General features: G+C 68.4%; 13 protein-coding genes. 9 read left to right on the top strand and 4 right to left on the bottom strand.

From position 1 onward, the window contains the following. Positions 1 to 4: 4 nt before the first annotated feature. The 3 genes from WS78_RS10950 to WS78_RS10940 all read right to left on the bottom strand — a co-directional run bounded on the left by WS78_RS10950 (position 5) and on the right by WS78_RS10940 (position 3,113). A complete protein-coding gene (locus WS78_RS10950; protein WP_059583075.1) occupies positions 5 to 805 on the bottom strand; it encodes an ATP-binding cassette domain-containing protein in 801 nt (266 codons plus the stop codon). Positions 806 to 817: 12 nt separating this feature from the next. Continuing rightward, positions 818 to 1,963, bottom strand: coding sequence for an ABC transporter permease (locus WS78_RS10945; RefSeq protein ID WP_059583078.1), 1,146 nt, complete (start codon positions 1,961 to 1,963; stop codon positions 818 to 820). Positions 1,964 to 2,063: 100 nt separating this feature from the next. Next, positions 2,064 to 3,113 (bottom strand): sugar ABC transporter substrate-binding protein, encoded by a 1,050-nt coding sequence (locus tag WS78_RS10940; RefSeq protein ID WP_059583081.1) that lies wholly within the window; start codon positions 3,111 to 3,113, stop codon positions 2,064 to 2,066. 241 nt (positions 3,114 to 3,354) lie between these two features. Here WS78_RS10940 and WS78_RS10935 point away from each other — a divergent pair, with 241 nt between their 5' ends. From WS78_RS10935 to WS78_RS10895, 9 genes are all read left to right on the top strand, one after another. Beyond that, positions 3,355 to 4,236 (top strand): MurR/RpiR family transcriptional regulator, encoded by an 882-nt coding sequence (locus WS78_RS10935; protein WP_059583195.1) that lies wholly within the window; start codon positions 3,355 to 3,357, stop codon positions 4,234 to 4,236. Further along, positions 4,229 to 5,263, top strand: a complete 1,035-nt coding sequence (gene iolG, locus WS78_RS10930) for an inositol 2-dehydrogenase (protein ID WP_038751304.1) — start codon at positions 4,229 to 4,231, stop codon at positions 5,261 to 5,263. Before WS78_RS10935 ends, iolG begins: the two co-directional genes overlap by 8 nt. Before the next feature lie 12 nt (positions 5,264 to 5,275). Continuing rightward, positions 5,276 to 6,313, top strand: a complete 1,038-nt coding sequence (locus WS78_RS10925) for a Gfo/Idh/MocA family oxidoreductase (protein WP_059583083.1) — start codon at positions 5,276 to 5,278, stop codon at positions 6,311 to 6,313. Between the two features lie 143 nt (positions 6,314 to 6,456). Then, positions 6,457 to 6,687 (top strand): sulfurtransferase TusA family protein, encoded by a 231-nt coding sequence (locus WS78_RS10920; RefSeq protein ID WP_004193727.1) that lies wholly within the window; start codon positions 6,457 to 6,459, stop codon positions 6,685 to 6,687. 331 nt (positions 6,688 to 7,018) lie between these two features. Then, a complete protein-coding gene (locus WS78_RS10915; protein ID WP_038751300.1) occupies positions 7,019 to 7,405 on the top strand; it encodes a hypothetical protein in 387 nt (128 codons plus the stop codon). A gap of 324 nt (positions 7,406 to 7,729) precedes the next feature. Then, positions 7,730 to 8,434: a response regulator transcription factor gene (locus WS78_RS10910; RefSeq protein ID WP_004193573.1), complete on the top strand. Its 705-nt coding sequence runs from the start codon at positions 7,730 to 7,732 to the stop codon at positions 8,432 to 8,434. Further along, positions 8,431 to 9,801, top strand: a complete 1,371-nt coding sequence (locus WS78_RS10905; RefSeq protein WP_059583086.1) for a FecR domain-containing protein — start codon at positions 8,431 to 8,433, stop codon at positions 9,799 to 9,801. The genes WS78_RS10910 and WS78_RS10905 overlap by 4 nt, the downstream gene beginning before the upstream one ends. 10 nt (positions 9,802 to 9,811) lie before the next feature. After that, on the top strand, positions 9,812 to 12,205 hold the full coding sequence (locus tag WS78_RS10900) for a CHASE2 domain-containing protein (RefSeq protein ID WP_059583089.1): 2,394 nt from the start codon (positions 9,812 to 9,814) through the stop codon (positions 12,203 to 12,205). 89 nt (positions 12,206 to 12,294) lie between these two features. Next, a complete protein-coding gene (locus tag WS78_RS10895) occupies positions 12,295 to 12,909 on the top strand; it encodes a DUF4136 domain-containing protein (protein ID WP_038751295.1) in 615 nt (204 codons plus the stop codon). 71 nt (positions 12,910 to 12,980) lie between these two features. On the opposite strand, the gene galU is transcribed toward WS78_RS10895, so the two are convergent. After that, positions 12,981 to 13,862 (bottom strand): UTP--glucose-1-phosphate uridylyltransferase GalU, encoded by an 882-nt coding sequence (gene galU, locus WS78_RS10890; RefSeq protein ID WP_038751293.1) that lies wholly within the window; start codon positions 13,860 to 13,862, stop codon positions 12,981 to 12,983. Positions 13,863 to 13,870 lie beyond the last annotated feature (8 nt).

Raw genomic sequence — 13,870 nt, 5'->3', positions numbered from 1 at the left:
TGGATCAAATGGTCGCGCCGTCGAGTTCGGCGATCATCTTCTGCATCTCGGCGCCGCCCGCCATCATGTCGAGCACCTCGTTCTTGCTGATCGTGTCCTTCGTGAACGTGCCGAGCGAGCGGCCGCGGTTGAGCAGCGTGAACGAATCGCCGATCGGGTACGCGTGATGCACGTTGTGCGTGATGAAGATCACCGAGATCCCTTTCGCGCGCGCGGTGTGGATCAGCTTCAGCACGTTGAAGCTCTGCTTGACGCCGAGCGCGGCGGTCGGCTCGTCGAGGATCAGCACGCGCGCGCCGAAGTGGATCGCGCGCGCGATCGCGAGACACTGCCGCTCGCCGCCCGACATCGTGCCGATCGGCTGATGCGCGTCGCGCACGTTGATGCCCATTTCGGCGAGCTTCGCGCGGGCGATCTGCGCGCTCGCATCGAGATCCATCACGTTGACGAAGCCGAACAGCTTCTTCCGCGGCTCGCGGCCCATGAAGAAGTTGCGCGCGACCGACAGCAGCGGCACGAGCGCGAGATCCTGATAGACGGTCGCGATGCCGAGATCGAGCGCGTCCTTCGGCGATGCGAAGCGCACCGGCTCGCCGTCGACGAGGTACTGCCCGTCGGACGGCTGGTGCACGCCCGCGAGCGTCTTGATGAGCGTCGACTTGCCGGCGCCGTTGTCGCCGAGCAGGCAATGCACCTCGCCGCGCTTCAAGCGCAGCGTGACGCCCGACAGCGCGATCACCTTGCCGAAATACTTGCTGACGTTCTCGAGCGAGAGAATCGTATCGTTGGATGCTGAGGTGGACATGCTTGAACTCCGTTACGATTGCGACACGCGGCGGCGCACGTAGTGGTTGAACAGCACGGCGACGAGCAGCATCACGCCGAGGAACACGCGGAACCAGTCCGAGCTGATGTTCGTGTAGGTGATGCCGATCTGCACGACGCCGAAGATGAGCGCGCCGAACGCCGCGCCGATCACTGATCCGTAGCCGCCCGTGAGCAGCGTGCCGCCGATCACCGCGGCGATGATCGCCTCGAACTCCTTCTGCAGCCCGCGGTCGGCCGCGGCCGAGCCGATGTCGGCCACCTGCAGCACCGCGAACAGGCACGCGCAGAACGCGGTGAGCACGAACAGCGAGATCTTCACGCGGCGCACCGGCACGCCGACGTTCTTCGCCGCGTGCGCGTCGCCGCCCGACGCGAGTATCCAGTTGCCGTAGCGCGTCTTCGCGAGCACGAACGCGCCGATCGCGGTGACGGCGAGCCACCACAGCAGCACCTTCGGCACGCCGGGCACGAGCGGCTCGCCGTTGTCGAGCACCTGGCCGACGCCTGCGTGCGCGAGCCAGCGGAACAGGTCGTGGAACGCGACGCCCTGGAACAGCAGGTGCACGACGGGGTCCGCATGCGCGTAGTCGCCGAGGCCCGAGACGATCGTGCGGTCGGCGAACATGATCGAGAGCGCGAGCGTCAAGCCGCGCAGGATGAACAGGAACGCGAGCGTGACGATGAACGAAGGCAGCTTCGTGCGCATCACGAGATAGCCGTTCAGCGCGCCGAGCGCCATCGAGCCCGCGAACGCGAACAGCACCGCGAGCCAGATCGGCCACTGGAAGTAGACGGTCGGAATCGCGACCATCATCCCGGCGAAGCCGATCATCGAGCCGATCGACAGGTCGAACTCGCCCGCGACCATCAGCAGGCACGCGCCGACGGCGAGAATGCCGAGGTAGGCCGCGACCTGCGACCAGTTCATGATGCCGTCGAGATTGAACATCCCGGAGCCGCCCGCGCCGAACGCGAACACCGCGAACACGAGCGCGGCGCCGGAAATCGCGGCGAACTCGGGGCGATTGAGAAAGCGCTGGAACCACGCCTCGCCGCGCAGCCGCTCGTCGGACGCGGCGCCCGGCTGCGGCTTCTCGTGTGCATGCGCTGACATGTGCTTGCCGACTACACCCATGATGTCTCCTTGATGCCCGGCGCTCGGCGCGTTCGGCCCCGCTTCGCCGGTAAAGCGCGCGGGCGAGCGCCGCGCGTCGTACGAATCGATGCGATGGACGTTAGCGGTACTGGCCCGCGTACTTGAGCACCTTGTCGATGTTTTCCTTCGTGATGAAGCCCGGGCCCGAGCGGATGTTCTTCGGCCCGTACGACGGCTGCAGCCCGTAAGTCGAAAGCCGCGCCTGGAACTTCGGGTTCGCCTCGAGGATCTGGCGGATCTTCGCGGGATCGGCCGTCTTGTTCTGCTTGGCGATCGCGAGCACGGCGACCGGGATGTAGCCCTGCAGGTACGGCTGCTGGTCGATCGCGAACTTGATCGCGCCGCTCTGGATCGCCTTCGCGATGTCGTCGGAGAAATCGAACGTCGCGAAGAACAGCTTGTTCGCGAGGCCCATCTGCTGGACCGCCTTCAGCGTCGCCGCGGCGGGCACCGGGCCGAGCGTGAGGATCGCCTGCGTGTCCGGATGGTTGCGCAGATAGGCGCTCACCTTCGACTGGATTTCGGTCGGGTCCTGGCCGGAGTCGATCGTCGAGCTCTTGTAGTCGGCGCCGATCGCGTCCGCGAAGCCGCGGCAGCGGTCGAACGACACGCTGTTGGTCGCGATGTGGTTCACGCAGACGAAGCGCTTCACGCCCGCGGCCTTCGCCTTTTCGCCCGCCGCGAGGCCCGCGACGTACTCGGGCTGGCCGACGTGCATGATCGCGCCCAGTTGCGCGCTCTGCTCCTCGGTGCCGGAGTTGATCGTCACGAGCGGGATCTTCTTCGCGGCGACCTTCTTGATCGAGTTCTTCAGCACGTCGTAGTCGGCGATCGTCGTGATCACGCCGTCGTAGTCGCGCGCGGCCGATTGTTCGACCAGGCGCGCCATGTCGGCGATGTCGCCGTTCGGCGGATTGCGGTAGTCGGTCGTGACGTTGAAGTCCTCGTCCGCCTGCTTGATCGCGTTCTTGATCGTGTTCCACCACGAATCGGAATCCGGCGCGTGGCTGATCAGCACGAACCGGGCGTCCGCCGCGTGGGCCGCCGGGGCCGCGGCGAGCGCGCCCGCCGCGACGGCGATCGCGGCGACGCACGCGCGCAGGACGGCCTTGCCGGTGCAAAGTCTCATGTCTCCACCTTTCTCTGTGTGTCGTTATCGGGCGAACGCCGCTCGGGCCGCGTTCACGAGCAAGGTTAGGTCAACTCGCGGCCGATTGCAAAGAAAAGTTTATTAATTTTCTTGATGGAAAATTTGTTCCATTTTGCATCCGAAGTGCCTATACTCGGTTCACGACAAGACAAGGCGCCGGCTGCCTGTCGCGCCGCGTGCGACGCGCGGCGCGGAGCAGCGCCCGCCGGCCGGAACGGACATGGACGACACGACACAACCGGAGACGCCCGCCGTCGACGAGCTCCTGCAGCGGATCGCCGACGCGTACGACGCGCTGCCGCGCCAGCTGAAGAGCATCGCCTCGTATATCGACGAGCACCGCTCGAGCGTGATGATGGATCGCACGGGCGACATCGCCGAGCGCTGCGGCGTGCATCCGTCCGCCGTCGTGCGCTTCGCGCAGCGCTTCGGCTTCTCCGGCTTCTCCGATCTGCAGGCCGTGTTCAAGGACGCGTACACGGGCCAGAACCCGAGCGTGCAGAGCTACCAGCAGCGAATCCGCAACCTGATCGACGGCAAGGCGGGCCCGATGACGGGCGGCGCGGTCGCGCGGCAGTTCATCGACGCGTCGCGCGCGGGGCTCGACGAGCTCGCGGCGGGCCTCGACGACGACCAGTTCGACGCGGCCGTCACGATGCTCGAGCGCGCCGAGAACATTTACGTGGTCGGCGTGCGCCGGTCGTTCCCGGTCGCGAGCTACATCGTGTATGCGCTGCAGCACACGGCCAAGCGCGTGCACCTCGTGTCCGGCCTCGGCGGCATGTACCGCGAGCAGATCCGCAGCGTGAAGAAGGGCGACGTCGTGATCGCGATCAGCTTCGCGCCGTACGGCAAGGAAACGCAGTACTGCCTGCGCGCCGCGCGCCACAACCATGCGCAGACGCTCGTCATCACCGACAGCCGCCTGTCGCCGCTCGCGCGCGACGCGAACGCCCATTTGCTCGTGAAGGAGGGCAGCGCGTTCGCGTTCCGCTCGCTGACAAGCACGATCTGCCTGTGCCAGGCGCTTTTCATCGCGCTCGCGTACCGGCTGGAATTGAACGTCGAGGAAGTCAAGGACACTGGAGGATACGATGACTAATGCAGCACGGACGATCGCAGCGCCGACGATCGACGTCGCCGTGTTCGGCGCGGGGCGGATCGGCCGCATCCACGCGGGCAATCTCGCGCGCCGGCCCGGCGTGCGCCTGAAGTACGTGGTCGACGTGAACCGCGACGCGGCGGCCGCGCTCGCCGCGCAGCACGGCGCGCGGGTTGCCGACGTCGACGGCGCGCTTGGCGACGCGTCGGTCGGCGCAACGGTGATCTGCTCGAGCACCGACACGCACGCCGACCTGATCGCGGGCTCCGCGCGCGCGGGCAAGCACGTGTTCTGCGAGAAGCCCGTGGACCTGACGCTCGCGCGGGCGCGCGCGTGCGAGGCGGCCGTCGCGCACGCGAACGTCGTCTGCATGATCGGCTTCCAGCGCCGCTTCGATCCGACCTTCGAGGCGGCGAAGCGCCGCATCGACGCGGGCGAGATCGGCACGCCGGAGATGCTCGTCGTGACGAGCCGCGATCCGGGCGCGCCGGGCGTCGATTACATCAGGCGCTCGGGCGGGATCTTCAAGGACATGCTGATCCACGATTTCGACATCTTCCGCTGGATCTTGGGCGACGACGCCGACACGCTGCACGCGACGGGCAGCTGCCTGACCGATCCGGCGATCGCCGACGCGGGCGACATCGATTCGACCGCGGTCACGATCCGCACGAAGCGCGGCCGGCTTTGCCAGATCAACACGTCGCGCCGCGCCGCGTACGGCTACGACCAGCGCTTCGAGGTGCTCGGCAGCGACGGGATGCTGCAGGCGGGCAACCTGCGGCCGACCGAGGTGACGGGTTATTCGGCGAAGGCGGTGTCGACCGATCTGCCCGAGGCGTTCTTCCTCGAACGCTATCGCGCCGCGTACGCGCGCGAGATCGAGCATTTCTTCGCGGCGGTGACGAACGGCGAGCCCGTGCGCACGACGGTCGCCGACGGCGTGAAGGCGCTCGAGCTCGCCGAGGCGGCGACGCTGTCGTGGCGCGAAGGGCGCGCCGTGAAGCTCGGCGAAACGGCGGCCTGAAGGAGCGGCGCGATGACAGTCAGCCACAGCGCCGCGCGCGTGCGCATCGGCATCGCGGGGCTCGGCCGGCTCGGCCGGCGCCATGCGGAGAACCTCGCGCGCCGCGTCGCGGGCGCCGAGCTCGCGGCCGCGTGCAGCCCTATCGCCGACGAATGCGCGTGGGCGCGCGACGCGCTCGGCGTGCCGCGCGTCTACGAGGATTTCGACGCGCTCGCGGCCGATCCGGGGCTCGATGCGCTGTGGCTCGTCACGCCGTCGGCGTTGCACGCGGACCAGATCGTCGCGGCGCTCGCCGCGGGCAAGCACGTGTTCTGCGAGAAGCCGCTGTCGCTCGATCTCGCCGAGTGCGAACGGGTGCTCGCCGAGGCGCGCGCGCGGCCGCATCTCGTCGCGACGATCGGCTTCATGCGCCGCTTCGATCCGAGCTATCGCGACGCGTACGCGCGCGTCGCGGCGGGCGCGATCGGCCGGCCGTTCCTCGTGCGCTCGCAGACCTGCGACCGGAACGATCCGGAAGGCTTCTTCGTGCGCTTCGCGCCGACCTCGGGCGGCATCTTCCTCGACTGCACGGTGCACGACATCGACGTCGCGCGGTGGCTGCTCGGCGCGCCGCGCGCGACGCGCGCGTACGCGGCGGGCGCGGTGGCGCTGCACGAGGGGCTGCGCGCGTGCGGCGACGTCGACAACGGCGTGGCGATCTGCGAGTTCGAAGGCGGCCGGCTCGCGATGTTCTACGCGTCGCGCACGATGGCGCACGGCAACGACACGCATTCGGAGGTGATCGGCACGGCGGGCGCGCTCGCGATCGGCCGCAACCCGCGCGCGAACCGCGTCGAGATCTACGACGCGGCGGGCATCCGCAACACCTGCACGCCGACATTCTTCGACCGTTTCGAAGAAGCGTTCCTGATCGAGGCGCAGGCGTTCGTCGCCGCGGTGCGGGGCGAGGGCGGCTCGGGCGGCGCGACGCTCGCGGATGCGCTCGAGGCGACGCGAATCGGCCATGCGTTGCGCGAGTCGCTGCAGACCGGGCGGGCGATCGAGCTGTAGCCCGGCGCGCGCGCCGCCGCCGTGCGCCGCGCGCATAGTCGTTCGCTCGTTCGCTCGCGCGCGGATGCGGACGGGGGCGCATGCGGTAGAATCTGTCGTTCCGACAGCGCCGCGACGGCGCGCCATTCGAAGGTCGAAAGCCGATGCTCATTCACAAGGAAGTGGACGCGCGCGGGCTCAATTGCCCGCTGCCGATCCTGCGCGCGAAGAAAGCGCTCGCCGATATGGAAAGCGGCCAGATTCTGAAGGTGCTCGCCACCGATCCCGGCTCGCAGCGCGACTTCGCCGCGTTCGCGAAACAGACGGGCAACGAGATCGTCGAATCGTCGACGACGCAGGACAAGACGTTCGTTTTCCTGATGCGCCGCCGCTGACGCGCGCGGCCGCGACGCCATGTCGTTCCGATGCCGCGCGGGCGTGCCCGGCGCGGCATTTTTCTTCGCGCTTCGTCGCACGTCGTCGCACGTCGTCGCATGTCGTCGCATGTCGTCGCGCGCCGGCCGAGCGAGCGCGGCTGGCGGCCGCCGGCGGGCCTCGGGCGGCGCATCCGTCTAACAATCCTTAAACCAAGTTTCGCCGCGCGGTGCCTATACTGCGCTGTCGAGTCTCGTCTGCGGAATCGTGCCGTGCGTACGGCGGCCGCGGCCGGGACGCATCGCGAAGGACATGCCCCGTGCGTGTCGTTGCGGCAAACAGGGGGAGGTCATGCTGTTCAGATCGGGAACGATTCGGATACCGTTCGAGCCGAACGGCAGGGCACGCGAGCGGGGGCGGCCGATCCAGCGCGTCGAGCTCGATCCCGAGCATGACCGCCACGCGCGCGCGGCGCTGGAAGCGTACGCGGATTCGAGCGCGGCCGAGATGCCGTGGCTCGCCGAATGGATGCGCGAAGCGCTCGGCGGTCCGCAGCCAGACCTGACGCGCTGCGCGGCGACCGTCGAGCGCGTGTTTGACCTCGCGCAAGCGTGGGCAGCCGGTCAGCCGGACTACGCGGGCGCCGCCTGGGAGCACGTGCGGGCGAGTCTGCATGACGCATTGCAACACGTGCCGCGCGCGGTCGCACGTGACGCTCTCGAGACCGATCCGGTCTGACGGGCGTTTTCACCACCGCGCCCGCCGGGCACAAAGCCGGCGGCGCGGCGTGCGATCCGGTCGCCGTTGACATAATTACGCGGCGATACGCACATTTCTCCGGCCGTTTTCATACTACCATCATGAAAACGCCGATCAGGCGTGCCCCGTTTTTGAGATATGGGGCCATCGATCACATAGAATACCGGTACGCGCAGGCGCGCCGGACAACCTTCACCATTCGGCCGATAATGGCGAGTGATGCGAATCGGGGGCTCGTGCAGGCCTGCCCATCGCCGCCCGGCAGGCGTGGGTGCCCGAATGGATTTCGTTTTGCGGGGTGCTATGAGAATTGCTGTACTGGATGACGATCAGGCCCAGACGGATTTTGTCAGTCAGACGCTGACGGCCGCAGGCCATACGTGCTATGCGTTCAAGGAAGGCAAGGCGCTGAAGAAGCGGCTGCAGCGCGAGACGTTCGATTTGCTGGTGCTCGACTGGAACGTGCCGGACATGTCCGGCGAGGAAGTATTGAAGTGGGTGCGGGCGAACCAGGTCGAGCATCGCCTGCCGATCATCTTCATGACGAGCCGCGACGACGAGGCGGGCATCACGCAGATCCTGAACGCGGGCGCCGACGACTACGTCGTGAAGCCCGTGTCCGGCCCGATCCTGCGCGCGCGGATCGGTTCGCTGCTGCGCCGCGCGTATCCCGTCAACGCCGAGTCGTCGATCCGCGAGTTCGACAACTACAAGTTCGACGCGAACCTGAAGCAGGCATACGTCGGCGACAAGCCGGTGAGCCTCACGCAGAAGGAGTTCGAGCTCGCGCTGCTGTTGTTCCAGCACCTCGACCGGCCGCTGTCGCGCGCGCACATTCTCGATCTCGTATGGAAGCAGGCCACCGACATTCCGTCGCGCACGATGGACACGCACATCTCGATGCTGCGCACGAAGCTCGGTCTGCGCCCGGAGAACGGCTATCGCCTCGCGCCGATCTACGGCTACGGCTATCGCCTCGAGCGCGTGATGCAGGGGGATGCCGAGTGAGTGCCAGCGGGATCGTGACGAAGTACGTGCTGACGGCGTGCTGCGCCGCGGCAGCGGCTCTCGCGGCGCAGCACGCCGCCGCGCAGCCGTCGAAGACGAAGAATCCGTCCGGGCAGACCGTCGACTACACGACGCGCAACGGCGACACGCTGTACGACGTCGCGGCCCGCTATCTGCAGGGCTCGGACGACTGGCCGCTCGTCGCGCAACTGAACGACGTGCCGGTGCCGAAGCACCTGCAACCGGGCATCGCGTTGAAGCTGCCCGCAGCGCGGCTGCGCAAGGAGCGGCTGTCGGCGCGCGTGATCGCCGCGCACGGGCCGGTCGAGAGCGCGGGGCGCGGCTCGACGCAGTTCTCGCCCGTCGCCGTCGACACGACGCTGACGGAAGGCGATCGCCTGCGCACGGGCGCGAACGCATTCGTCACGCTCGAGCTCACGGACGGCACCCACCTGAGCCTGCCGCCCGACAGCCAGATCGACCTCGCGACGCTGCGCCGCACGGTGCTGACGGGCACGCTCGAGCGCGTGATCGATCTGCGGCGCGGCTCGGTCGACAGCGAAGTCACCCATCTGAAGAAGAAGGACGACCGCTTCCAGATCCGCTCGCCGTCGGTCGTCGCCGGCGTGCGCGGCACCCGCTTTCGCGTGAATTACGACAAGGACGGCCGCGCGTCGACGACGGTCGAAGTGCTCGACGGCACGGTCGGCGTCGCGCCGAGCGCGAAGCGCGCGACCGACACGCTCGTCCACGCGAACTTCGGCAACGTGACGAGCGCGAGCGGCGTCGTCGGCAGCCCGATCGAGCTGCTCGGCGCGCCGCAGCTCGTCAATCCGGCGAAGGTCCAGGACGACCCGCAGGTGGCGTTCGATCTCGTGCCGCTCGACGGCGCGCAGAACTACCATGTGCAGATCGCGCGCGACGCGGGCCTGTACGATCTCTTCAAGGAAGTGCGCGCGAACACGCCGCACGCCGCTTTCGCGGACGTGCCGGACGGCACCTATTTCGTCCGGATCTCGGCGATCGATTCGCACGGCCTCGAAGGCCAGCCGCGCATCTACGCGTTCGAGCGGCGGCGCTTCGGCGTCGATGTGTCGGCGGCGCCCGCCGACGGCGGCTACGCGTTCCGCTGGTCGACGACGGAAGGCGGCCCGGCCGCCGGCCCGACGCGCTTTCGCTTCGTGCTGTCGGGATCGAAGGACCTGAGCAACCCGATCGTCGACCAGGTCGACGCGCAGGGCGGGCGCATCGTCGTATCGAACCTGAAGCCGGGCGACTACTACTGGACCGTGATCGCGGAGCGCTACGAAGGCGGCCGTTTCTACGAGAAGGCCAGCGCGGTCAACGCGTTCACGATCGCGCGTTGATGGGCGGCGGATGAGATTCGACCGCACGCAACGGCGGCGGCTGCTCGGCCGCCGCTTTCTCGTCGAGTGGATCGCGATCGGCTGCCTCGGGGTCGCGGTGATCCTCGGGGGCGTCGCGGGCCGGATGACGGCGAGCGTCGACCGGATCATCTACGACCGCTTGCTGACGCTGCGCAAGGTGCCGATCGAGTCGAACATCGCGATCGTCGAGATCGACAATCGCAGCCTCGACACGCTCGGCCGCTGGCCGTGGCAGCGCAGCGTGCATGCGGAGTTCCTCGGCGCGCTCGCGAAGATGCATCCCGCGGCCGTCGTCTACGACGTGCTGTTTACCGAGCCTTCCGCCGACGACAAGGCGCTCGCGAAGTCGCTCGACCTCGCGCCGACGTTCCTGCCGGTGCTGCTGAGTTCCGAGGAGAGCGACGGCACGCGCACCGTCAATCTGCCCGTGCCGGTGCTCGCGGAGCACGTCGCGGGCGCGGGCCACATCAATCTCGAAGTCGACCCGGACGGCATCGTGCGCAGCGTCGCGCTGTTCGAGAGCGACGGCCGGCACCGCTGGCCGCAGCTGATGGTGCCCGTGTTCCACGCGCTCGAGAGCGGCCAGCTGAAGCTCGCGCAGCCCGTGTCCGTCGCGCGGCGCGCGCACGACATCGCGCAGGACGACAACGGCGAGGCGCGCTATTTCATTCCGTTCAGCCGCGCGTCGCAGAACTATCCGGCGATCTCGTTCGTCGACGTGCTCGCGGGCCGCGTGAATCCCGAGCAGTTGCGCGGCAAGATCGTGATCGTCGGCGCGACCGCGTCGGGGCTCTACGACCGCTTCGCGACGCCGATCTCGGGCGAGTTCGGTCCGCTGCCCGGCGTCTACATCCATGCGAACGTGCTCGACACGCTGATGACGGGGCGCGCGATCTCGCCCGTTTCCGGCTGGCTCGTGTTCAGCGCGTCGCTGCTGCCGCTCGTCGTGCTGCTGGCCGGCTTCCTGATGCTGTCGCCGTGGCGCTCGCTGCTGCTCACGCTGAGCCTTGCCGCGCTCGCGGTCGCGTCGAGCGCGGCGCTCCTCTACGAGGCGCGGCTGTGGCTGTCGCCCGCGCCGGCGATCTTCGGGCTGATCGCGGCCTACCCGATCTGGAACTGGCGGCGCCTCGAGATGACGATGTCGTACCTGCGCTACGAACTGCAGCGGCTCGCCGACGAGCCGCACCTGCTGCCCGAGGCGCCGCGCGAGGGCAGCGAATTCGGCGGCGACGTGCTCGAGCGGCAGATGGCGCTGATGGCGCAGGCCGCGCAGCGCGTGCAGGACATGAAGCGCTTCGTCTGGGACAGCCTCGACAGCATGCCGGAGCCCGTCGTCGTCACCGATCTCGCGGGCACGGTGCTGATCGCGAACCACGCGGCGAAGCGCTACTGCGCGCGCCTGAACGCGCCGGCGCCGGAAGGGCGGCCGCTGCGCGCCGCGTTCGGCGAGCTGTCGTTCACGAAGACGGTCGACGGCAACGCCGAGCAGGACGTCGAGCTTCGCGCGCACTGGCCCGCCGCGCTCGATCCGACGCGCGACTACGCGAACGACGTGATGGAGCGCGGCATCGAAGTTCGCGACCTGAGCGGCCTCGATCATCTGTTACGCTACGCGCCGTGCACGAACGCGCAGGGCAGCGTGACGGGCTGGATCGCGAGCCTCGTCGACGTGACCGCGCTGCACGCGGCCGAGCGGCAGCGCGAGGAGGCGCTGCATCTGCTGTCGCACGACATGCGCTCGCCGCAGTCGTCGATCCTCGCGCTCGTCGAGATCGAGCGGCAGCGGGCCGAATCCGAGCACACGCGCGGGCTGCTCGGACGGATCGAGCGCTACGCGCAGCGCGCGCTGATGCTCGCCGACGAGTTCGTGCAGCTCGCGCGCGCGGAGTCGCAGACGTATCAGCTCGAGGCGGTGAGCTTCGCCGATCTGCTGATCGACGCGAGCGACGAAGTGTGGCCGCAGGCGCAGGCGAAGCGGATTCGCATCGACACGTCGCTTGGCGACGAGCCGTGCTGGATCGGCGCCGACCGCTCGCTGATGACCCGCGCGCTCGTGAATCTGTTGAACAATGCGGTTAAATACAGCCCGACGGACACGGTGATCACGTGTACGCTATCGGTCGAGCCGGGCACGAAGCGCATGCATTGCACGATCCGCGATCAGGGCTACGGCATTTCGCCGGAGGATCAGCGGCATCTGTTCGAGCGCTTCAAGCGGTTTCACACGAACGAGCGGCCGGAAGTCGCCGGGTCCGGGCTCGGGATGGCGTTCGTCAAGACCGTGGTCGTGCGCCATGGCGGCTGCGTCGGCGTGGACAGCACGCTGGGCGTGGGCACGGCGATCACGGTGTCGCTGCCGACGCTCGACGAGCCGTCAGCGTGACGCCGGCAGGATTCGATCGTCCGGCGCGGGTGGGGCCCGCGCACGAGCGAATGGCTAGGACGGGGGCGAACAGCGATATGGGAGAAGCTATGAAAATCTTGTGGGCGGGGGCGGCGCTGGCGGTGGCGTTGTTGTCCGGATGCGCGTCGGTGACGACGGGCGTCAGCGCATCGGGCGCACCCGATGCGCTCGCGGGCGCGCGGACCTACGATTTCGCGCGCACGGCCGCGCAGGCCGACAACGCCGACTACGGGCAAGTGGAGGCGCTCGTGCGCCGCGAGCTCGCGCAGCGCGGCTTCGACGAAGCGGCCGACGCGCAGGCGCGCTACCGCGTGTCGATCGCCTATGCGACGCAGCCGGCGTCCGTCGCGCTGACGATGCCGGGCTGCGGCGGCGCGCAGCAGCCGGCGTGCGTCGCGGTCGACGGGCCCGCGCCGTTCGGGCTGCCGTTCGCGGGCACGGTCTACCGGCACGTGCTGACGCTGCGCTTCGTCGAGCGCAGTAGCGGCCGCGACGCGTATCGCGTGTCGGCGGCCGTGCAGGACCGTCGCCCCGATGCGCTGCAGGCGGCGCCCGTGCTCGTGCGCAGCGCGCTTGCGCGCGTGCCGTTTGCGGACGGAAATGGGTGGCTCGTGGAAACGAAGAAGGCCGACGCGAGCGCGCTTCCCGGCGTCGTATCGGTGAAGCCCGCCCGCTCGAACTGAGCGGCAGCGGGGCGCGCGGCGCGTGAAGCGCGGCGACGGCGCACGTGGCCGCCCGCCGTGCCTGACCGGGGTTACGGCTGCCGGGTTTCGCTGCGCGAGCGCAGATAGGCTTCGAACTCGGTCTTCACCTCGGGGTGACGGAGCGCGAACTCGACCGTCGCCTTCAGATAGCCGAGCTTGCTGCCGCAATCGAAGCGGGTGCCGCGATACTTGTACGCGAGCACCTGTTCGTCCGCGAGAAGCGCCTGGATCGCGTCCGTCAGCTGCAGCTCGCCGCCCGCGCCGGGCTTGAGCGCGCGCAGATGATCGAAGATCCGCGGCTTCAGCACGTAGCGGCCGACGACGCCGAGATTGGACGGCGCGACTTCGGGCGCGGGCTTCTCGACGATCGCCGACATCTTGATGATCGAGTCTTCCCATTCCTTGCCGTCGACGATCCCGTAGGACTTCGTGTCCTCGGGCGGGATCTCCTCGACGCCGATCACCGAGCTGTGATAGTGGTCGAACACGTCGACCATCTGCTTCATCACGGGCGGCTCGCCGTCGAGCAGGTCGTCGGCGAGGATCACCGCGAACGGGTTGTCCGCGACGAGCTTCTCCGCGCACAGCACCGCGTGGCCGAGGCCGAGCGCTTCGGGCTGGCGCACGTAGAAGCAATCGACGTGGCTCGGCTTGATGTTGCGCACGAGGTCGAGCAGCTTTTCCTTGCCGCGCGCCTCGAGCTCCGCTTCGATCTCATACGACTTGTCGAAATGGTCCTCGATTGCGCGCTTGCTGCGGCCCGTCACGAAGATCATCTCGGTGATGCCCGCTGCAATCGCTTCTTCCACCGCGTACTGGATCAACGGTTTGTCGACGACGGGCAGCATTTCCTTCGGGCTCGCCTTGGTGGCGGGCAGGAACCGCGTGCCCAGGCCCGCGACCGGGAAGACCGCCTTGGTGACTTTCAACATGATTGAAC

Origin of the sequence: Burkholderia savannae, from assembly GCF_001524445.2 — a bacterium.
Taxonomy (GTDB): domain Bacteria; phylum Pseudomonadota; class Gammaproteobacteria; order Burkholderiales; family Burkholderiaceae; genus Burkholderia; species Burkholderia savannae.
The sequence above is the reverse complement of the archived record's forward strand: the minus strand, read 5'-3'. Positions and strand labels throughout refer to the sequence as shown.

Coding starts and splice junctions, on each gene's coding strand:
- WS78_RS10945 (WP_059583078.1), bottom strand. CDS start 1,963: ATGGGTGTAGTCGGCAAGCACATGTCAGCGCATGCACACGAGAAGCCG.
- WS78_RS10915 (WP_038751300.1), top strand. CDS start 7,019: ATGCTGTTCAGATCGGGAACGATTCGGATACCGTTCGAGCCGAACGGC.
- iolG (WP_038751304.1), top strand. CDS start 4,229: ATGACTAATGCAGCACGGACGATCGCAGCGCCGACGATCGACGTCGCC.
- WS78_RS10900 (WP_059583089.1), top strand. CDS start 9,812: ATGAGATTCGACCGCACGCAACGGCGGCGGCTGCTCGGCCGCCGCTTT.
- WS78_RS10950 (WP_059583075.1), bottom strand. CDS start 805: ATGTCCACCTCAGCATCCAACGATACGATTCTCTCGCTCGAGAACGTC.
- WS78_RS10935 (WP_059583195.1), top strand. CDS start 3,355: ATGGACGACACGACACAACCGGAGACGCCCGCCGTCGACGAGCTCCTG.
- WS78_RS10925 (WP_059583083.1), top strand. CDS start 5,276: ATGACAGTCAGCCACAGCGCCGCGCGCGTGCGCATCGGCATCGCGGGG.
- WS78_RS10920 (WP_004193727.1), top strand. CDS start 6,457: ATGCTCATTCACAAGGAAGTGGACGCGCGCGGGCTCAATTGCCCGCTG.
- WS78_RS10910 (WP_004193573.1), top strand. CDS start 7,730: ATGAGAATTGCTGTACTGGATGACGATCAGGCCCAGACGGATTTTGTC.
- galU (WP_038751293.1), bottom strand. CDS start 13,862: ATGTTGAAAGTCACCAAGGCGGTCTTCCCGGTCGCGGGCCTGGGCACG.
- WS78_RS10940 (WP_059583081.1), bottom strand. CDS start 3,113: ATGAGACTTTGCACCGGCAAGGCCGTCCTGCGCGCGTGCGTCGCCGCG.
- WS78_RS10895 (WP_038751295.1), top strand. CDS start 12,295: ATGAAAATCTTGTGGGCGGGGGCGGCGCTGGCGGTGGCGTTGTTGTCC.